This window comes from Mycobacterium sp. PS03-16, assembly GCF_004570325.1.
Taxonomy (GTDB): domain Bacteria; phylum Actinomycetota; class Actinomycetes; order Mycobacteriales; family Mycobacteriaceae; genus Mycobacterium.
On the sequence record NZ_SPQO01000012.1, the window covers coordinates 53,432 to 71,542 of the forward strand.

Below are 18,111 nucleotides of genomic sequence, written 5' to 3' on the forward strand. Positions count from 1 at the left end.
AACCAGTGCGGTGGAAAACTGTTCGCAAGCCATTAACGTACCTCCACAATGCGTGCAATTTCGACCCGTCTCGTCATTTATAGCAAACTGCACAAGTGCCGACAACGCCGAGGTGCGAGCGTAGTGTGCAATGGGAGTCGTGTCGATCCGGCGCGCGAAAGGGTCTCTAAGGCAACTGGTTTGGCGACTCGTCGTCATATTCCTTTGGCGGTGACATGAAGAACCGATCAATATTTCCGGCGTGCAGCGCCATTCTTAGCGACGTCGCGCTAGGGTCTCTGCTCATGACGAAAGGCATGGTTTCCAACTCGTCATACGTGGTTAACAGGACGTGTCGCCAACCCCGCTGTCAATCGATTAAACGTAGGCACGGGCTTCCCTAGTGGTGAACGATTTCAGCCGCCGCACTCAGTGACCCGCCGTCGCAGGAAAGCGCGCGCCGGCTTCGATGCATCTCTTTCCAGCGCCAATTGATACCACTGGGCCGCCCCAGCGAAGTCTCCCATCCGTCTCAACAGATCCGCGCGTATCGACGCGACCACCGCCGACCGCGCCAGCCGCGGATCGTCGGCCACCTCGTCCAGAGCCGCCAGCCCCGCCGCGAACCCGTCCCGGAACCCGACAGCCAGCGCCCGGTTCGCCCGGGCGATGGGGGAGTCGGTGAGCGCGATCAGCCGGTCGTACGCCAGGCAGATCGTCGTCCAGTCCGTCGCCTCCCACGTCGGCGCGCACGCGTGAATGCCGGCGATCACCGCCTGCGGCAGGTACGGCCCCGTCGCCCCCGCCGCCCGCCGCAAATGCTCCAGCCCCCGCGCGATCTTGCCCCGGTCCCACTGGCTCCGGTCCTGTTCGTCCAGGGGCACCAGCGCGCCACTCGCGTCCACCCGGGTGCCCCGACGTGAATCGTGTAGCAGCATCAGCGCCGTCAGCGCCTGCGCGTCCCGAAGGTCCGGCATCAGCCGGCACAGCTCGCCGCCCAACCGGATGCCTTCGTCGCACAGCTCGTCGCGAATCGCCGACGGCCCGCCCGTCGACCAGTACCCCTCGGTGAACACCGCATAGATACACCGCAAGACGTGCGGCGTGCGCTCGGCCAGCAGCTCGGCCGGCGGCACCCGCAGCGGGATGTTGGCCCGCCGGATCTTCATCTTGGCCCGCGTGATCCGCTGACCCACCGCGGCCTCGCTTTGTAGCAGCGCCCGCGCGATCTCCGGCACCGTCAGCCCAGATATCAATCGCAGCGTCAGCGCCAGCTGCGACGCGTCGTCGAGCGCGGGATGCGCGCACGTGAACATCATCCGCAGCTCGTCGTCGGGCACCGGGTGCGGCGGCTCACCGGTCGCCATCGGGTTGTCGAGCACCGCGGCCAACTCCTTTCCGGCACGCGTCTTATCGCGGCGCAGTCGGTCCAGGGCGCGGTTGCGCGCGACCGTCAGCAGCCAGCCGCCGGGATTGCCCGGCGCGCCGTCGCGCGGCCACACCCGCAGCGCCTCCGCGCAGGCCTCCTGGACGGCGTCCTCGGCGATGGTGAGGTCACCCGACCACCGCGCCAGCGCCGCGACCGCCGGCCCCCATTCGCGCCGGAAGACGCCGTCCAGATCCGCCACGGGTCAGAGGCCGGCGATGCCCGCCAACCGGAACACCTCGACGGTGCTCGCCGGAATCATCGAGGCGATCTTCACGGCCTCGTCCCGGTCGGCGGCCCGCAGCAGGTAAAAGCCGTTGGCGACTTCGGCACCCTCGGCGAACGGCCCGTCGGTGAGCAGCATCTGCCCGTCGCGCACCCGCACCGTGGTCGCGGTCGACGGCGGCTGCAGTGGCGCCCCGCCCAGGATGTGATCACCGGCCGCCTTGCCGAACTCCTCGTGCTGGCAGATGCCGCTCTCCCACTCGTCGGTGTCCGGCGCGCACACCTGCCCGGGTGGTTCGAGCAGCAGCGCGAACCAGTCGCTGCCCATCGGCACGGTCGGCGCCTCCCAGTGCACCATCGGCCACACCTCCACTGCACCGTTGTGCGCGGCCGGGATGTCGCGTGCGAGTTCCAGTGCCTCGTCGAGGTTGTCGGCCTCGAGCACGTAGTAGCCGCCGGCCACCTCTGCCGATTCGGCGAAGGGCCCGTCGGTGACGACTGGGCGGTCCGGGCCGCCGGTGGTCCGCGCCCCCTCCGAGCGGGACAGCAGCGCATCTCCCGCCAGCAGCGCGGAGCCGGCGCGAGCGTGGAAGTTCTCGTAGGCCGTCATCGAGGCGGCCTGCTCCTGCGGCGTGGCGTCGTCGGTGTCGGGGACGAGTAGCAGCGCGAAGTAGTGCATGGTGGTCACCCTCTCGGTAGCGAGCAGGATCCTCTTTCCCACTCTCTATCCAACCGACGAATGAGGCGTGCGAAATCCGACACGCAAAACTCTCCGCTGTGTTTTTGTTTGCGCATGCGTAAATCGGCCCGGGCCGTCGCCCTCGTCATCACCTCTCTGATCGCCACCGTCAGCCTGTGGATCGCGTCGGCGTTCGCGGCCGCGCTCGCCTTCGGTGCCATCGCGCTCATCGTGCCCGGCACCGGCACCCGAGACGTCGACAATCTGCCGCGGTACATGGGCAATGCCGGCACCCGATTCATCGACCCCGCCGGGGTTGACGTCTGCGACGACGCCGGCGTGTGCAACGTCGAGGGTGTGGACTATCCCGCCAGCTTTTGGCCGATCCCGCTGCCGGGCTGGTGCCCCGGCCTGACCTGTGACACCTGGAACCAGTCGGTCGGCGCGGGTGTCACCAACCTCCGCGCCGAGGTGGCCAACAACCTGCCGACCGAGCCGGGCGACGAGCTGGTGATCTTCGGCTACTCGCAGGGCGGCGCCGTGGTCTCCCGCGAGATGTACCGGTTGAGAGAACTCGACCCGGAGATTCGGAACCGCATCACCGTCGTCACGATTGGCAACATCAACAATCCGCAGGGACTGTGGTCACGGCTGAGCTTCCTGCGCTACATCCCGATCCTCGACATCTCCTTCGGCCCGCAATTGCCCACCGAAGGCATCAAGAGCACCAACTACTCCTTCGAGTACGACCCGGTCGGCGACGCGCCGCAGTATTGGGGCAACCCGCTGGCAGTACTCAACGCGCTGATGGCCTTCGAGTACGTCCACGGTGACTATCTGGTGCCCGACGAGAACTCCGACGCCTCAATGCCGTACGGCTACGACGACGAGACGCTGCAAGACGCGATCGACGACGCCAAGCACTGGCAGTACCAGGACGCCACCTTCGTGATCATCCCGCAGCAGGGCACCCTGCCGATCTTCATGCCGCTCGTCGACCTCGGCAACGCGACCGGTACTTCGGCGTTCATCGATCCGATCGTGCGGCTGCTGCAGCCGGTCACGAAGCTGTTGATCGACCTCGGCTACGACCGCAACGCCAACCCCGGCATCCCGCGGACGCTGTCGATCCTTCCGTTCAACCCGCTGACCTTCAACCCGATCCAGTTCTCGATCGACTTCGTCGAGGCCGTGGTTCAAGGCATCCACGACGCGTTCAACCCGCCCGCCATCGCGACCCCCGCACCTCCGGCGGCCGAGACCGAGGACACCCTCGCGGGCGGCGCCTTCGCCCGCCTCGCCTCGGATGAGATCGCCGAGTCCGCGCCGGAAACGGAGACGCTCGCACCCGTCGTCGACCTCGGCCAGACCGCGGACATCGTCACGACGGTGACCGATCTCGACGATGAGGGCGTGGACGGCGCAACCGTCGTCGACGACGCGGTCAAGGAGCTCGACGGAGAGGCCGTCGTCGACGGCACCGACGCAACGGACACCACCGAGGATGAGACCGTTCCCGCGGACGAGTCGCTGGAGGAGGAGGTCATCGAGGAGGAGGCCACCCTGGGTGAGGAAACCGAGGGCGAAGAGGCCGAGATCGAGCAGCAAGAAGACGAGCCTGCCGAGGACGCCGACGACGTCGACAATGACGAGCCCGCCGCTGAGCCGGCAAACGAGGAGACGCAGGCCGCGGCCTGACCCGTATACCGCGCAACGCCCCGGCGCTCACTCAAAGAGCGCCGGGGCGTTCGTATTTCGGCGGCCGCGTCGATAACGATCCGGCAACACACCCGACACCCGCGCCTGCGCGCGTTAACGGTCGGATACCGTGAACGCTCGACCTGGAGGGGGAATCTGCAGATGAAGATTCGCATGGCCGCCGGTGCGGCCGCACTGGCACTGCTGGCCGTCGCCGGCGCGCCCAACGCCGCCGCGCAGCCCACGCAGACGTGGGAGATGCCCGACTTCCGCGGCATGAACCTGGGCGCTGCCCAGGCCGAATTCGCGGGGATCACCGAAGAGGGCGGCCCCCGGCTGCGCTACCTCAACCGCTCGGGACCCGGCGAGGTCATCAACCTGACCAACTGGACCGTCTGCGCCCAGTCGCCCAGCCCCGGCGGCACGCTGCGCGCCAAGTCGAGCGCCATCGTCGCCGTCAACCGACCCAATCAATGCTGACGCGCTGACACAACGAAAGCGCCCCGGCACTCACCGAAGAGTGCCGGGGCGTATTCGTTGCGTGGCGGTCAGGCCGCGGCGGCGCCGGGCTTGAGGTAGGTGACCAGGCTGACGTCGAGCGCCTCGTCGACAAAGTAGTACTGGCAGCCGGTCAGGTAGCGCATGTAGTCGTTGTAGTGCTCCTCGCCGGCGGCGGCGATGGCCTGCTCCTTGTTGTGCTCGAGGCGGGCGGCCCAGATGCCGAGCGTCTTGATGTAGTGGTTGCGCAGCGACAGTGTCTCGGGCACCACGAAGCCGGCCTTCTCGCCGTGGTCGACCAGCATCTGCGTGCTCGGGATGCGGCCGCCCGGGAAGATCACCTCGGCCATGAACTTGGCGAACCGCGCCAACTCGAAGGTCAGCTTCTTACCGCGCGCCTGCAGATCGTCCGGGTGGTACCCGCAGCTGCTCTGGATCGTCATCCGGCCGTCGTCGGGCAGGATCTCGAAGCATCGCTTGAAGAACTCGTCGTAGCGCTCGAACCCGAAGTGCTCGATGGCCTCGATCGACACGATGCGGTCCACGGGGGAGTGGAACTGCTCCCAACCCTCCAGTCGGACGTCGAAGGTGCGCTCGCTGTTGAGCCCGGAGAGCAGCTTGTTGCAGTACGCCTGCTGGTTCTTGCTCAGGGTCAGGCCGATGACGTTGACGTCGTACTTCTCCATGGCCCGCGCCAGGGTCAGGCCCCAGCCGCAACCCACCTCGAGCAGCGTCATACCCGGCTTGAGGTCGAGACGGTCCAGGTGCTGATCGACGTTGGCGATCTGGGCCTCCGACAGCGTCACGTGCGGCCCGGTGAAGTACGCGCTGCTGTACTTGCGCGTCGGATCCTGGAAGACGCCGAAGAAGTCGTCCGACAGGTCGTAGTGGGCCTGGATGTCCTCGAAGTGAGGGATCAGGTCCTTGGTACCCGTGGAGTTGTCAGACATGGTTTCCTATCGGCCTTTCTTCGACGACATCGGCGCGCAGCCGGGTGTCGAACTTCTCGCGTATCCGCACCTTACGGGCACAAAGGCCACCACAGGCGCAACCAGCTTCACCCTAGCGTTTCGCCTGTGTTCGGCCCTAATTCGCCGTCGGCGACTTCGCCAACGTGAACTGATTGACGTCGATGTAGCCCTTACGGAACGTGTCGGCGCAGCCCGTGAGATACCTCATGTAGCGGTCGTAGACCTCTTCGGACTGCAGGGCGATCGCCTCGTCGCGTCGCGCCGACAGCGCCCCGGCCCAGGTGTCGAGCGTGCGCGCATAGTGCAGCTGCAACGACTGCACGCGTCCGACGGTGAAGCCGGCAGCTGATGCATGGTGCTCCACGTCCTGGATCGCCGGCAACTGGCCGCCGGGGAAGATTTCCTTGGCGATGAACAACGTGAACCGGGCGACGTCCATGGACAGCGGAATCCCGCGCCGCTTGACCTCGTCCATCATCAACCGGGTGATCGTGTGCAGCAGCATCACGCCGTCATCGGGCAGCACGCGGTCGGCCATCTCGAAGAACGGCACCCACCGGTCGGCGCCGAAGTGCTCGAACGCGCCGATCGACACGATGCGGTCCACCGGCTCGTCGAACTGCTCCCAGCCCTGCAGCAGCACCCGCTTCGACCGCCGGCTGTCCGACGCCTCGAGCGCCGACTGCACGTGGGTGAACTGGTTCTTGGACAGCGTGAGCCCGATGACGTTCACGTCGTACTTCTCGGCGGCGCGCAGCAGCGTCGCGCCCCAGCCGCAACCGATGTCGAGAAGTGTCATGCCCGGTCGGAGACCCAGCTTGCCCAGCGACAGGTCGATCTTCGCGAGTTGAGCGTCTTCGAGGGACATGTCGTCGCGCTCGAAATACGCACAGCTGTAGGTCTGCGTCGGATCGAGAAACAGCTGGTAGAACTCGTCGGAGAGGTCGTAGTGCGTCTGCACGTCCTCGAAGTGGGGCGTCATTTCAGACAAGGACAAACAAACCTTTCCGTCGTGCCCGGCCCTTCGGACTCACCGAAGGGCCGAACAGTCACCGTGACACGCTGGCGCGTTACTTCTCCAGCGTGAACTGGCAGACGTCGGTGTAGCCCTTGCGGAACGAGTCCGCGCAGCCGGTCAGGTAGTGCATGTAGCGGTCGTAGACCTCTTGCGACTGGATCTCGATGGCCTCGTCCTTGTGGGCCTCCAGCGCGGCGGCCCAGTGGTCGAGCGTCCTGGCGTAGTGCGGCTGCAGCGACTGCGTGCGGGTCACCGTGAAGCCGGCCTTCTGCGCGTGCTCCTGGGCCAGCTCGATGGTCGGCAGATATCCGCCCGGGAAGATCTCGGTGAGGATGAACTTGATGAACCGCGCGACCGAGAACGTCAGCGGGATGCCGCGCTCGATCATTTGCGGGATCGTCAGCGCGGTGATCGTGTGCAGCAGCATCACACCGTCGTCGGGCAGCACGTTGTAGGCCGTGGTGAAGAAGTCGTCCCAGCGGTCCTTGCCGAAGTGCTCGAACGCACCGATCGACACGATGCGATCGACGGGCTGGTCGAACTGCTCCCAGCCCTGCAGCAGGATCTGCTTGCTGCGGGGGCTGTCGGAGGCGGCGAAGACCTTCTCGACGTGCGCCTTCTGGTTCTGGCTCAGCGTCAGGCCGATGACGTTGACGTCGTACTTCTCGACCGCGCGCATCATCGTGTAGCCCCAGCCGCAGCCCACGTCGAGCAGCGTCATCCCGGGCTGCAGGCCGAGCTTGCCGAGCGCCAGGTCGACCTTGGCGCGCTGCGCCTCCTCGAGCGTCATGTCGTCGCGTTCGAAGTAGGCGCAGCTGTACATCTGCGACGGGTCGAGGAACAGCCGGAAGAAGTCGTCGGACAGGTCGTAATGGGCCTGGACGTCCTCGAAATGCGGCTTCAGTTTGCCCGATGGGGCCATGGTGGTGCCTTTCTGGCGGGTGAGGACCCGGGCCGGCGCATCGTCATGATGCCCGTTGAGCCCTCTGCACTCGCGTCGCGATGCTATCCGATACGACGCCGAGGTCCGAATTACGAAATTCCGGCGCTGGTCAGGGCCGTTCCGCGAACGTCGTCTTGAGCTCACCGACGATGTCGTCCCACAGCGGCTCCGGCAGCTCGTGGCCCATCCCGTCGAACAGCACCAGCCGGGCGTTCGGGATTGCCTTGGCGATCGCCTTGCCGCCCGACGGGCGCATCAGCTTGTCGGCCTTGCCGTGGATGACGACCGTCGGCGCGGTGGTCTGCTTGTTGTAGTGCAGCAGGCTGCCGCTGCCGGTGATCGCGTTGAACTGCCGGGCGATGCCCTGCGGGTAGAACGCGCGGTCGTAGAACGCGATGGCGTCGGCGCGCAGCTTCTCATCGGTTGACGGGTAGGCCGGGCTGCCGATGATCCGGCTGACCCGGATCGAGTTCTCGATGATGACCTCGCGCGGCGAGTTCGGCGACGGCCCGGTGATGACGGCCAGCAGCTGCTGCGGCCCCGGCGGGGGGAGAAGTGGCTGGTTGTTGGACGAGAAGATGACCGCGAGCGTCTTGGTGCGCTGCGCGTGCCGGGCGGCGACGATCTGTGCGATCATCCCGCCCATCGACCCGCCGACGATGTGGGCCTGGTCGATGCCCAGGTGGTCGAGCAGCGCGGCGGCGTCGTCGGCCATGTCTTCGAGCGTGTACACCGACGGGCTTTTGAGGCCCAGCAGTGAGCGGGCCATGTTGCCGATCTGCGAGCCCCTGGTGCGTTGGCCGTCGAAGTGGGTGGACAGGCCGACGTCGCGGTTGTCGTAGCGGATCACCCGCAGCCCCTGGTCGACCAGCTTCTGGCAGAAGTCCTCGCGCCAGAACAGCAGCTGCGCGCCGAGGCCCATGATGAGCAGGACGGCCGGGTCGTCCGGGCTGCCCATGTCCTCGTAGTGGATCTGGACGTCTCCGTTGGTGGCCTTGCCTTCGCGGATCTCCACTTACGCCTCGACTCCCTCTTCCTTGTGTTCCCGGCTGATGTCGACCATGAAGTTGGCGAAGTAGCCGGTCAGCTGCGGGTCGCTCATCATCTGCCACTTCGGGGCCAGCAACTTCATGTAGCGCTCGACGTAGAGGAACTGCTTGCCGATCAGTACCAGCTCGCGCGGCAGCTTGACATCGTAGGCGTCGGCCAGCGCGGAGAGCTGCTTGCCGATCTCGGCGTAGCTGAGGTCGCCGAGCGTCTTCATCGTCAGCGGCGTCGCGAACCTCTCCAGGTCCTTGGCGGCCTGCGCTTCGGGCTTCACCGTGCCGACCGCGCCCATCATCACCACGATCTTGCCCGCGGCGGCGTGGTCCTTCTTGACCAGCAGCGCGTACACCAACTCTCGCAGCAGCCAGCGGGTACGCGGGTCGATGCGGCCCATGATGCCGAAGTCGAAGAACACGATCTTGCCGTCGTCGTCGACATAGAGGTTGCCGGCGTGCAAGTCGCCGTGGAACAGGCCGTGTTTGAGGCCGCCCTCGAAGACGCTGAACAGCAGCGCCTTGACCAGTTCGGTGCCGTCGAAGCCTTTCTTGCGGATGGCCGGGGCGTCGTCGATGCGCACACCGCTGACGCGCTCCATGGTGAGCACCCGTTCGCTGGTGAGGTCCCAGTACACCTGCGGCACCCGGATGTTCTGGCCCAGCGGCGAGGCGTGCATGTGCGACACCCACGCGTCCATCGACTGGGCCTCGAGCCGGAAGTCGAGCTCCTCGGCGAGGTTGTCGGCGAAGTCGGCGACCACATCCTGGGCGGACAGGCGCTGGCCGAGCTTGGCGAACTCGACGACGCGGGCGCCGCGCTTGAGGATCTGCAGATCGGCGGCGACGCGGCGGCGGATGCCCGGCCGCTGGATCTTGACGACCACCTCTTCGCCGGTGTGCAGGGTCGCGTAGTGCACCTGGGCGATCGAGGCGCTGGCGAACGGCTTCTCATCGAAGCTCTTGTAGAGGTTCTTCGGGTCGTCGCCGAGTTCCTCGCGCAGCAGCTTGGCCACCTGCTCGGGGTCGGCCGGCGGCACCCGGTCGAGCAGGCCGCGGAACTCCCTGGACAGCGGCTCGCCGAACGCGCCCGGGCTCGACGCGATGATCTGGCCGAACTTCACATACGTCGGGCCCAGATCGGCGAAGGTCTGCGGGACCTGCTTGACGATCTTCTGCGAGAGCGAGCCGCGGCCGCCGAGGTTCGTGACCACCCGCGCGCCGGTGCGGGTGAGCTGCCACCCGGTCGCGCCGATACGGGCGGCTTCGACCGGCAGAGGCACCCGGTCCAGCTTGGCGACCTCGCGGTGCTGGGTCTTTCGCGTGACACTCATGGGTCCCAGTGTCTCAAAAGCGACCGTGGGTTCGGAAAATGTGTGGAAGGGGTCACAGTGCGTTAACCCGCGCGTGTGGATTTGCTCATCTCGGCTGCTCATAAGTAACGGGGTTCGGGGTATCGCTGTTGCACCTTTCGCGTCGTAAGGGGTTGATATGAGCAAGCGCAGTGCAAGCATCGCCGGTGTGGTGTCCCTGGTGGTCAGCGCGTCGATCGGGCTGGCGAGCCCGGCGGCCGCCGCCACCGAGTGGGAGATGCCGGATGTCGAGGGCCAGATCCTGCAGTCGGCCTGGGACGCCGTGCTGGCGACCTCCGAGGGCGCCGTGGTCCCCGCGACGTCGTCGGCCGACGGCATGCCCTACGAGCAGATCAACCTGACGAACTGGGTGGTCTGCGCGCAGTCGCCGTCGGAGGGCGGGACCTTCTCGGCCGAGGAGCCGCCGGAGCTCGAGGTGGCGCGCTTCAACCAGTGCTGAGGCTTGTGCCGTCGGACCGGGCTGCACTGGTGGCGAAATGGCGCTGACCTACCGCTGAACGGCACAGCGCCTCACGCGACGCCTCATGGTGCTCACCTCATGAGTGCTGCGCGTACTCGCCGGGGCTCGTCGACCCACGGATGGCCGACGAAGCGTGTCGCGCTGTCAGCGAGCCGGTGTGGTTGTGCTCGGGCCTGCGCTACTTCCGGGGCGGTCCGACGGAGTCAGACCGCGTGCATTGCGCGTTTGATTTTTGGTAGCCCGACGGGCATGTGGCCGGTCTGCGTACTGTGTTCGAGCACGTCATTCACGGCCAAGCCGCGAAACCAGCGGCGTTTGCCTTCGTAACCACATTGGCACCGCGCCTGGTTGTTGAGCCAGTTCACGAGTAGGTAGGCATGGTGCTCCGACATGTCGCCACGGTACACCGAGCAAACTGCAAAGCCATTAAGATTTGCATAATCAATCATCTGCCATGCGGCAGCGCGACAGGTGCCCGTGACGTCTGTAGCCGGTGCGTCCCGTGCGCTATCGCGACACGAGTCCGAACATCGTGGCGATTGCCGTCATCACGATGCGGGAGCCACGGCTTCGACGTCCGTTCCCACGGGCGCACGCACCGTCCTCTTGCTCAGGCGAAGCTGTGCTCGATCTCCTCGCGGCTGCGGGCGGGATCCGAACCCAGGACGTAGCTCGGGACGGTGTGCGGGACCGTCGTCCCCGCCTCGACCCTGGCCTGGGCCTGCCGGAACTCCGGCGTCGCGCCGGCCGCGGTGTGCAGGCCGTTGATGATGCCCCACACCGCGGTGCGCCGGGCGGTGCGCTCGACGACGTTGGGGTCGCGGTGCTGGATGAGCTGTTTGGCCCATTTCGGCATGGTGTCGCGGATCGCCCAGTCGACGACGCTCTGCGGCAGCCCGACGTTCGAGCCGGTGGCCATCGCGGTGCCGTGCGTGACCGCCAGACGCGGCAGATACGACCGCAGGCATTCGGCCGTCTCGGCCTTGGTGGCAGGCAGGTCGGTGCCGCCGAGTGCGTGCCCGACGCGGACGAACTCGCCGTAGTAGCGGTCGATCGCCTTGCCGCGCAACGGGTTCGGATGGTAGAGCTGGTGCGCGGTGGCGATGCCCCAGACCACCGTGGCGTAGTTCCAGCGCAGCCAGTCCGGATCGTCGGCGTCGTAGCGCAACCCGTCGGGGCGCACGCCCTTGATGGTGTGGTGCATCGAGCGCACCGTGGTGGCCAGCCGCTCGGCGGTCTCGGTGGACCCGTAGGCGGTGCCGATGAAGAACGCCACCGAATGGCCGAGCCGCGCCATCGCACCCGCCGGATCGAGGCGCCCGGTGGCCGCGCCGTCGTCGTCGCGCTCGACCAGGCGGGAGTGGTGCATACCCATCCAGAAGATGCTGGGATCCAGCCGCTCCATGTACGCCGCACACTGCAGCCCGAAGATCAGCGCCTCCATGTGCGAATGGACGTGCCACACCGCGCTGCCCGGGCCGAACCAGCCCGGATCACCCACCGGCGCCGCGAACTCCATCCCGCGGAAGTAGTTGCGCCGGATGCTGCCGTAATCGAGCCGGCGGCGCAGCAGTTGCAGGGCGATCTCGTGCGGCATGTCCACGGCGGGGCCTCCTGTGGGTCGTCGGGCCCAGCCTACCGCTTTGGTTACAACTGTGACCAGACCGCGCGCCGGCCGATAGGCTGAGGCGATGCCGACACCCACCCGCTGGGCCGGCGTGCCGCTCACCGACCGGCGCGCCGAACGCCGCGCGCTGCTCATCGATGCGGCGCTGCGGCTGTTCGGCGACGGGGGAGAAGCCGCGCTGGCGGTGCGCTCGGTCTGCCGGGAATGCGGGCTGAACACCCGCTACTTCTACGAGAGCTTCACCGACACCGACGATCTGCTCGGCGCCCTCTACGACCAGGTGAGCGCGCAGTTGGCCGCCGAGGTCGCGAACGCCATGGCCGCCGAGGGCACGCTGCGCGACCGCACCCGGGCCGGCATCGCCGCGGTGCTCGACTTCAGTTCGGCCGACCCGCGGCGGGGCCGGGTGCTGTTCACCGACGCCCGCGCCAACCCGGTGCTGACCGCGCGCCGCGCCGCCACCCAGGACCAGCTGCGCGAGGCCGTGCTGGTCGAGGGATGGCGGCTGCACCCCGACTCCGATCCGGTCGCCGCGCAGATCGGCGCCGCGATGTACACCGGCGCGATGGCCGAACTGGCCCAGCAGTGGCTGGCCGGCACGCTCGGCGACGACCTCGACGCCGTCGTCGACCACGCGCTGCGGCTGGTGCTCGACCGCTGACTGCACGGTTGGTGTACGCGAACGCCGGTGGCGGCGTCATCAACCGTGCAGTCGCGGGGGTGGTGGTCAGACGCTCGCCGGGCGCCAGCGCTTGATGAAGTCGGTCTCCGGCCACTCCTCGTTGGCGGCCATCAGCTCGTACATCGTGGCCCGGTCGATCGACTCGCGGATGATGTCGGCGTGCCCGGCGTGGCGGGTCAGCTCCTCGATCAGATGCAGCGCCACCCAGCGCACGTTCCAGTGCTCGATGTCCTTCGGGAACCACGGCACGTGCGGCGGCACCGGCACCGGCGCGTCGAGGTCCTTGTCGCGGAACACCTGCAGCGTCTCCTCGTTCGCCGCGCGCAGATCGGCCAGAAGGTCCGCGAGGGTCTCGTCCTCGCGCATCACGTACTGGTCGGAGTACTCGGCCATCTGCTCCTCGATGGGCCGCGGATCCGGCGGCGGGAAGTCGGGGGCGGCGGCCGCGCGCTGCGCCCACCCGCGCTGCACCCCGGCGGCGTGCTTGATCAGCCCGCCGATCGACAGCGCGCTGACCGACGGCGTCGCGCGGGCCTGCTCGTCGGTCAGGCCGTAGGCGACCGAGAAGAACGCGTTCTGGTTGAACGCGAGGAATTCGATCAGCGTCTGGCGTTCGCCGTCGGCGGGGGGCGGCATACCGGGCATGGTCAGTTTCCCTTCGTGGTGGTGGTGTGGGCGTACAGGTCTCGGATGCAGGCGATTTCGGCGCCGTGGTGGATGGCTTCGCGGTTGATGTGCAGCACCAGGGCGGTCATCGGGTAGTCGGCGTAGGGCCCCTCGGCGGGGCCGCACGGGCGGGCGAGATCATCCTCGCTCAGCCCGCGCACTCCGGTGATCCAATCGCGGTAGGCGTCGTCGAGTTGGCGCAACGCGGTGGCGGCGTCGGTGGCATACGCCCACGATTCGTAGTCGGCGGGCGGCCCGCCGAAGTGCGAATGGCTGCGGGCGGCGAACACGCCGACGATCACGTGCGCCATCCGCCAGGCGATCGTGGTGAACGGCTCGGGTTGCGGTGGCGGATAGCTGAAGTCGATCCCGCCGTCGCGGTGCACGGTCCAGCAGCCCGGCACCGGCTCCCAGAAGTACTCGTCGTCGGTCATGCCGTTCAGGCGGGGCCGCAGCTGATGGGTCCAGTGGAAGTCCAACTGGTCGGCCAACTGCTCGGTGAGGTTCATGCGCACAGCGTTGCACCGCTATAGGACAGGTTTGGTCCTAAAAGCGGATGCGGTTGTTGTAGTCGATCCACTACGCTACGTTGTAGTCGATCGACTACAGCTGGTGCGCCGGTGTCTCGACCGGTCGGTGCACCTCGAACGCCCACGCGCACAAGACCGCTCGAGGGCCGGCAAGGAGATGACATGGCCAACGCCACGCTCGACCACGATGCGGTGGATACCGACGGCTATCTGAGGTCCTACTACCTGGTGCGCGGCGCGGTCTCTGTGCTGTGGGTCGCGGCGGCGCTGGCCGTCGGCCATCAGTCAGCGCTCCTCGCCGCGGTGCTGCTGGTGCTGTATCCGGCCTGGGATGCGGTCGCCAACGTGGCGGACGCCCGCCGGAACGGCGGAATGCGGCGCAACACCACGCAAGCGGTCAACGCGGCCGTCAGCGGCCTCACCACGATTGCGGTCGGGATCGCGCTCGCAGTCGGCCTGAACGCGGTGCTGGGCGTCTTCGGGGTGTGGGCCGGCCTGTCCGGGCTCCTACAGTTGGCGACGGCCGTCCGCCGTCGGCAGGCCGTCGGCGCCCAGTGGGTGATGGTGCTCAGCGGTGCGCAATCCACGCTCGCCGGGCTGATGTTCCTCGTGAAGGCGGGCGCCGCGGAGACGCCGGGGGTCGCCGACATCGCGCCCTACGCCGCGTTCGGCGCGTTCTACTTCCTGATGTCCGCGCTGTGGCTGACCGTGTCGGCCCGGCGACGGCGCCGGTGAGTCACTCGCGCCCAAGCCCGCGCGGATCGGCGAGGTGCTCGCCGAGGACGCCCTTCGCGGGACTCGCGAGCGAGTCTGCCGGCCCGTCGGTCAACCCGGTGGCCGCCCGCAGGAACGGCCCGAACAGCCGCCACCCCAACTGCAGGGCCAGGGCGTCCGCAGTGGCCACGCGGGCGGCGTACTCGTCGTCATGGTCGGCGCGGGCGGCGGCGACGAGTTGCTCCACGTTGGGGAACCGGTGTTGGAGTCGGCCGACGTCGAACCCGTCCAACAGCGCACGGGCGATCACCCTCCAGTTCCGTTCGGCGCGGGCCTCGACCGCCTCCGGCGACGGTTCGGCGTCGCGCACGGACTCCAGGTCCTCGGCCAGGTACTCGAGCACCGCCGCCACAACGGCCTCTTTATTGCCGATGTGGCGAAAGATCAAGCCCTGATTGATGTTCGAGCGTTCGGCGATATCGCGCAACGAGGTCGCCGCGGGGCCCCGCTCGGCGAACAGGTCAGCCGCATGCGCCAGCACAACCGGTCGGATCCGCGCTCCCGCATCGGTCGGGCCGCCTGCTGTAGTCACGCGACTACGGTAGCGCGGGGACCACTACCCGCGCGTCCACTGTTCGGTCTGGGTGAGCCACAACAGGTAGCCCAGCGCGGGCAGCACGATCACCCCGGCCAGCGCGACGACGATCAGCAGCCCGACCAGCGTGGCCGGGGCGCCGGCGGCGTCGGCGATCGTCACCTCGTCGACCAACAGCCACGGATACTGGCCGACACCCCACCCGGTGATCACCGCACCGACCGCGGCCGCGGCCGGGAACCGGGCCAGCGCGTGGCGGCGCCGGAACACCAGCACCAGCGCGGCCACCCCGGCCAGCAGCGCGACCGCCAGCAGCGGCGCGGCGTGGCTGCGCAGGCCCGCCGCGAGTGTCGGCGCGTCATGGGCGACGGGGTAGAGCCCGGCGAACACGATGAGCCCGGTGACCACCCCGACCGCCAGCGTGCGCACCCGCAGGCCGTCGGCCAGCGCGTCGTCGCCGGCGCGGGCGGCGTCGGCGGTCAGGAACACCCCGGCGAGGAACACGCACGTCGCCACGGCCAGGCACCCACCCACCAGAGACGTCGGGTTGACCCACGACCCCACCCGGTCGCCGTAGCCCTGCGCCGGCACCCGCCCTGAGGCGATCGCGCCGGCCACGGTGCCCAGGAAGAACGGGCCGATCAACGAGGAACCCGCGAAGATCGCGCCGAACAGCCTGGCCTGCGACACCGTCGCCGAATACTTGCGGAAGGCGAATGTCGCGCCGCGCAACACGATTCCGGCCAGCGCGAGCGCCAGCGGGATGAAAAGCGTGGTGGTCGCCGCCGCGAAGGTCTCCGGGAAACCGGTCCACCAGATCACCAGGATGTAGATCAGCCAGACGTGGTTGGCCTCCCACACCGGTCCGATGCTGTGGTCGACCAGCGTGCGGATCTTCGCGCCGTGCTCGGCGTCCCCGGCAGTGAGATCGTAGAAGCCCGAACCGAAGTCGGCGCCGGCGAACAGCGCGTAGGCGATCACGCCGACGAACATCGCCATCGCCACCACCGTCGCCAGCGTCACGGCACCGACTCCGTGCGCGGCGGCCCGTACGGACTCGGCAGATCGGTTTCCCCGGCGCGCCACCGCCGGGCCATCGACCGCAGCACCACGTACGCACCGACCGTCATGCCGAGATAGACGACGAGCACCGCGATGTAGCTCCACCACAGGCCGCTGCTCTGGCTGGCCGCATCCTCGGTGCGCAGCACCTGCCACACCGTCCACGGCTGGCGGCCGACCTCGGTGGCGATCCAGCCCGCTTCCACCGCCACGATCGCCAGCGGCCCGGTGATCACCGACAGCCGCAGGAACCACCGGTTGGCCAGGAGATCGCGTCCGCGCCACCAAAACAGCCAGTACCCCACCGCCACGGCGGCCAGCAGTGTCCCGATCCCGACCATCGACTGAAAGGCCAGATGCGTGATGTTGACCGGCGGCCACTCCGCGCGCGGGACGTCCTCCAGGCCGGGCACCGGCGCGTCCCACGAATTGCGGGCGATGATCGAGCCCAGCCGCGGGATCGTCAGCGCCCACCGCACCTCACCGTCGATCAGCACCCCGCCCAGCCGCAACGGCGCCGGGCTCTCGGTGGTCTGCGCGAGTTCGAACGCCGCGAGCTTGGCCGGTTGGGTGTCGTGGATCTTCATGCCCAGCAGGTGCCCGATGACCGGCTGCGCGACGGCCGCCACCGACGCGAACGCGAACGGCACCGTGAACCCCAGCCGGTGATGCGCGTCGACGCGGCCGCGCAGCAGCCCGAAGGCATACACGCCCGAGACCGTCAGCCCGACGACCATGAACGCGGCCACCCACATGTGCAGGAACTGCAGCCCCGAGGCTTCGTTGAACATCGCCCGCCACGGGTTCACGTCGACGACCTCACCGTCGCGGATCGCGAACCCGGCCGGATGGTTCATCCACGCGTTGACCGAGACCACGCAGAACGTGCCGACGATCCCGGCCAGGCCCATCGGGACCAGCATCAACAGGTGGCGCCGCGGCGGCATGCGGCCCCAGCCGTACAGGTAGATGCCCAGGAAGATGGCCTCCACGAAGAACGACAGCCCCTCGAACGCGAACGGCAACCCGAGGACGTCGCCGAAGCGGCCCATCAGGCCCGGCCACAGCAGGCCCATCTCGAAGCTCAGCACCGTGCCCGACACCGCGCCGATCGCGAACAGCACTGCCGACACCTTCGCCCAGCGCTGCGCCAGGCCCAGCGCCACCGGATCGTCGCGCACGATGCCGCGCCGGTGCACGACAAAGATGATCGTCGGGAACGCCACCCCGAAGCAGGCGAGCACGATGTGCCAGCCCAGCGAGAACGCCATCTGCTGACGCGCAGGCAGCAGCCCGGGCGGTTCTTCGGCGGCGAACAGCAGCAGGGTCTCGGTCAGCCCCATCGCCACGAACTACCCGGTTACGTCAAGGTCAAAAGGGGGATTGGGCAGGCGGTTCGCGGGTACCGCGGGCATCATGATCGATCGACGACCGCCCACCCCGCTGCCGAGCTTGCTCATGGGCCTCGGCCTCGGCGGCTTCGTCGACGGCATCGTGCTCCACGAGATCCTGCAGTGGCATCACATGATCAGCGGCACCGAGCCGACCGACACCGTCGCCGGTCTGGAGCTGAACGTCGTCGCCGACGGCTTCTTCCACGTCGCCACCTGGCTGCTGGTGATGGCCGGCTCGACGTTGACCGTCGTGTCCTGGCGGCAGGGGCGCCTCGCGCCGAACTGGTCGTTCCACCTCGGGTTGCTGCTGCTCGGCTGGGGCGTGTTCAACGTCGTCGAAGGGGTGATCGACCGTCAGATGCTCGGCGTGCACCACGTGCGCGACGACCTCGGCGGCCCGCTGGTCTGGGACATCGGCTTCCTGATCTTCGGCGCCCTGCTCATCGCCGTCGGGTGGGTGATCTACCGGCGCGGCGCGCGCCTGCTCAATTAGCGGACAGAACCTGTCCGCAACCTCTGGCAGTCTGAGTA

The 18,111-nt window shown here is 68.0% G+C and carries 20 protein-coding genes; 6 read left to right on the top strand and 14 right to left on the bottom strand.

All coding sequences use genetic code 11. The features are described from left to right. Positions 1–395 precede the first annotated feature (395 nt). Positions 396–1,607, bottom strand: a complete 1,212-nt coding sequence (locus E4P42_RS12545; protein WP_135126389.1) for an RNA polymerase sigma factor — start codon at positions 1,605–1,607, stop codon at positions 396–398. 3 nt (positions 1,608–1,610) lie between these two features. Further along, positions 1,611–2,309 carry a YciI family protein gene (locus E4P42_RS12550; RefSeq protein WP_135126481.1) on the bottom strand — a complete coding sequence of 233 codons (699 nt, stop codon included), beginning with the start codon at positions 2,307–2,309 and terminating at the stop codon, positions 1,611–1,613. A 114-nt stretch (positions 2,310–2,423) separates the two neighbouring features. On the opposite strand from E4P42_RS12550, the gene E4P42_RS12555 reads away from it, so the two are divergent. Beyond that, on the top strand, positions 2,424–4,007 hold the full coding sequence (locus tag E4P42_RS12555; RefSeq protein ID WP_135126390.1) for a PE-PPE domain-containing protein: 1,584 nt from the start codon (positions 2,424–2,426) through the stop codon (positions 4,005–4,007). Between the two features lie 162 nt (positions 4,008–4,169). Next, positions 4,170–4,487, top strand: coding sequence for a PASTA domain-containing protein (locus E4P42_RS12560; protein WP_135126391.1), 318 nt, complete (start codon positions 4,170–4,172; stop codon positions 4,485–4,487). Positions 4,488–4,555: 68 nt separating this feature from the next. Here E4P42_RS12560 and E4P42_RS12565 read toward each other — a convergent pair whose 3' ends face one another. From E4P42_RS12565 to E4P42_RS12585, 5 genes are all read right to left on the bottom strand, one after another. Then, entirely contained in the window at positions 4,556–5,455 is a 900-nt protein-coding gene (locus tag E4P42_RS12565; protein ID WP_135126392.1) for a cyclopropane mycolic acid synthase family methyltransferase, read from the bottom strand. Positions 5,456–5,591: 136 nt separating this feature from the next. Further along, positions 5,592–6,458, bottom strand: coding sequence for a cyclopropane mycolic acid synthase family methyltransferase (locus E4P42_RS12570; protein WP_135126482.1), 867 nt, complete (start codon positions 6,456–6,458; stop codon positions 5,592–5,594). Between the two features lie 88 nt (positions 6,459–6,546). Continuing rightward, positions 6,547–7,416: a cyclopropane mycolic acid synthase family methyltransferase gene (locus E4P42_RS12575; RefSeq protein WP_135126393.1), complete on the bottom strand. Its 870-nt coding sequence runs from the start codon at positions 7,414–7,416 to the stop codon at positions 6,547–6,549. Between the two features lie 130 nt (positions 7,417–7,546). Continuing rightward, positions 7,547–8,452, bottom strand: a complete 906-nt coding sequence (locus tag E4P42_RS12580) for an alpha/beta fold hydrolase (RefSeq protein ID WP_135126394.1) — start codon at positions 8,450–8,452, stop codon at positions 7,547–7,549. Further along, positions 8,453–9,811, bottom strand: coding sequence for an AarF/ABC1/UbiB kinase family protein (locus E4P42_RS12585; protein ID WP_135126395.1), 1,359 nt, complete (start codon positions 9,809–9,811; stop codon positions 8,453–8,455). It lies immediately after the preceding gene. A gap of 157 nt (positions 9,812–9,968) precedes the next feature. On the opposite strand from E4P42_RS12585, the gene E4P42_RS12590 reads away from it, so the two are divergent. After that, positions 9,969–10,289 carry a hypothetical protein gene (locus E4P42_RS12590; protein ID WP_135126396.1) on the top strand — a complete coding sequence of 107 codons (321 nt, stop codon included), beginning with the start codon at positions 9,969–9,971 and terminating at the stop codon, positions 10,287–10,289. Between the two features lie 224 nt (positions 10,290–10,513). Here the strand turns inward: E4P42_RS12590 and E4P42_RS12595 are convergent, their stop codons facing one another. Continuing rightward, complete coding sequence (locus tag E4P42_RS12595) at positions 10,514–10,702, bottom strand: hypothetical protein (protein ID WP_135126397.1); 189 nt, start codon at positions 10,700–10,702, stop codon at positions 10,514–10,516. Positions 10,703–10,920: 218 nt separating this feature from the next. After that, positions 10,921–11,913, bottom strand: a complete 993-nt coding sequence (locus E4P42_RS12600) for an oxygenase MpaB family protein (RefSeq protein ID WP_135126398.1) — start codon at positions 11,911–11,913, stop codon at positions 10,921–10,923. A gap of 88 nt (positions 11,914–12,001) precedes the next feature. On the opposite strand from E4P42_RS12600, the gene E4P42_RS12605 reads away from it, so the two are divergent. Next, positions 12,002–12,598: a TetR/AcrR family transcriptional regulator gene (locus E4P42_RS12605; protein WP_135126399.1), complete on the top strand. Its 597-nt coding sequence runs from the start codon at positions 12,002–12,004 to the stop codon at positions 12,596–12,598. A gap of 66 nt (positions 12,599–12,664) precedes the next feature. On the opposite strand, the gene E4P42_RS12610 is transcribed toward E4P42_RS12605, so the two are convergent. Together E4P42_RS12610 and E4P42_RS12615 are read right to left on the bottom strand one after the other, a co-directional pair. Beyond that, entirely contained in the window at positions 12,665–13,264 is a 600-nt protein-coding gene (locus E4P42_RS12610) for a DinB family protein (protein ID WP_135126400.1), read from the bottom strand. 2 nt (positions 13,265–13,266) lie between these two features. Then, positions 13,267–13,794 carry a DinB family protein gene (locus tag E4P42_RS12615; RefSeq protein WP_135126401.1) on the bottom strand — a complete coding sequence of 176 codons (528 nt, stop codon included), beginning with the start codon at positions 13,792–13,794 and terminating at the stop codon, positions 13,267–13,269. A 183-nt stretch (positions 13,795–13,977) separates the two neighbouring features. On the opposite strand from E4P42_RS12615, the gene E4P42_RS12620 reads away from it, so the two are divergent. Further along, a complete protein-coding gene (locus E4P42_RS12620) occupies positions 13,978–14,550 on the top strand; it encodes a DUF308 domain-containing protein (RefSeq protein ID WP_135126402.1) in 573 nt (190 codons plus the stop codon). A 1-nt stretch (position 14,551) separates the two neighbouring features. Here the strand turns inward: E4P42_RS12620 and E4P42_RS12625 are convergent, their stop codons facing one another. Genes E4P42_RS12625 through E4P42_RS12635 form a run of 3 tightly spaced genes read right to left on the bottom strand, consistent with a single transcriptional unit; the run spans position 14,552 to position 17,529 of the window. Then, complete coding sequence (locus E4P42_RS12625; protein WP_135126403.1) at positions 14,552–15,121, bottom strand: TetR/AcrR family transcriptional regulator; 570 nt, start codon at positions 15,119–15,121, stop codon at positions 14,552–14,554. 24 nt (positions 15,122–15,145) lie between these two features. Next, complete coding sequence (locus tag E4P42_RS12630; RefSeq protein ID WP_135126404.1) at positions 15,146–16,147, bottom strand: cytochrome d ubiquinol oxidase subunit II; 1,002 nt, start codon at positions 16,145–16,147, stop codon at positions 15,146–15,148. Then, the gene (locus E4P42_RS12635; RefSeq protein WP_135126483.1) at positions 16,144–17,529 is read right to left on the bottom strand and encodes a cytochrome ubiquinol oxidase subunit I; all 1,386 of its coding nucleotides are present in this window, start codon (positions 17,527–17,529) and stop codon (positions 16,144–16,146) included. The genes E4P42_RS12630 and E4P42_RS12635 overlap by 4 nt, the downstream gene beginning before the upstream one ends. A 73-nt stretch (positions 17,530–17,602) precedes the next feature. Between E4P42_RS12635 and E4P42_RS12640 the strand changes: the two genes are divergently transcribed. Continuing rightward, positions 17,603–18,073, top strand: a complete 471-nt coding sequence (locus E4P42_RS12640) for a DUF2243 domain-containing protein (RefSeq protein WP_135126405.1) — start codon at positions 17,603–17,605, stop codon at positions 18,071–18,073. The last annotated feature ends 38 nt before the right edge of the window (positions 18,074–18,111 follow it).

Excerpts from the sequence above, each read along its gene's own strand:
- E4P42_RS12550 (WP_135126481.1), bottom strand. The coding sequence starts at position 2,309 with ATGCACTACTTCGCGCTGCTACTCGTCCCCGACACCGACGACGCCACG.
- E4P42_RS12620 (WP_135126402.1), top strand. The coding sequence starts at position 13,978 with ATGGCCAACGCCACGCTCGACCACGATGCGGTGGATACCGACGGCTAT.
- E4P42_RS12610 (WP_135126400.1), bottom strand. The coding sequence starts at position 13,264 with ATGCCCGGTATGCCGCCCCCCGCCGACGGCGAACGCCAGACGCTGATC.
- E4P42_RS12570 (WP_135126482.1), bottom strand. The coding sequence starts at position 6,458 with ATGACGCCCCACTTCGAGGACGTGCAGACGCACTACGACCTCTCCGAC.
- E4P42_RS12635 (WP_135126483.1), bottom strand. The coding sequence starts at position 17,529 with ATGGGGCTGACCGAGACCCTGCTGCTGTTCGCCGCCGAAGAACCGCCC.
- E4P42_RS12640 (WP_135126405.1), top strand. The coding sequence starts at position 17,603 with ATGATCGATCGACGACCGCCCACCCCGCTGCCGAGCTTGCTCATGGGC.
- E4P42_RS12605 (WP_135126399.1), top strand. The coding sequence starts at position 12,002 with ATGCCGACACCCACCCGCTGGGCCGGCGTGCCGCTCACCGACCGGCGC.
- E4P42_RS12590 (WP_135126396.1), top strand. The coding sequence starts at position 9,969 with ATGAGCAAGCGCAGTGCAAGCATCGCCGGTGTGGTGTCCCTGGTGGTC.
- E4P42_RS12560 (WP_135126391.1), top strand. The coding sequence starts at position 4,170 with ATGAAGATTCGCATGGCCGCCGGTGCGGCCGCACTGGCACTGCTGGCC.
- E4P42_RS12555 (WP_135126390.1), top strand. The coding sequence starts at position 2,424 with ATGCGTAAATCGGCCCGGGCCGTCGCCCTCGTCATCACCTCTCTGATC.
- E4P42_RS12565 (WP_135126392.1), bottom strand. The coding sequence starts at position 5,455 with ATGTCTGACAACTCCACGGGTACCAAGGACCTGATCCCTCACTTCGAG.
- E4P42_RS12585 (WP_135126395.1), bottom strand. The coding sequence starts at position 9,811 with ATGAGTGTCACGCGAAAGACCCAGCACCGCGAGGTCGCCAAGCTGGAC.
- E4P42_RS12575 (WP_135126393.1), bottom strand. The coding sequence starts at position 7,416 with ATGGCCCCATCGGGCAAACTGAAGCCGCATTTCGAGGACGTCCAGGCC.
- E4P42_RS12615 (WP_135126401.1), bottom strand. The coding sequence starts at position 13,794 with ATGAACCTCACCGAGCAGTTGGCCGACCAGTTGGACTTCCACTGGACC.
- E4P42_RS12595 (WP_135126397.1), bottom strand. The coding sequence starts at position 10,702 with ATGTCGGAGCACCATGCCTACCTACTCGTGAACTGGCTCAACAACCAG.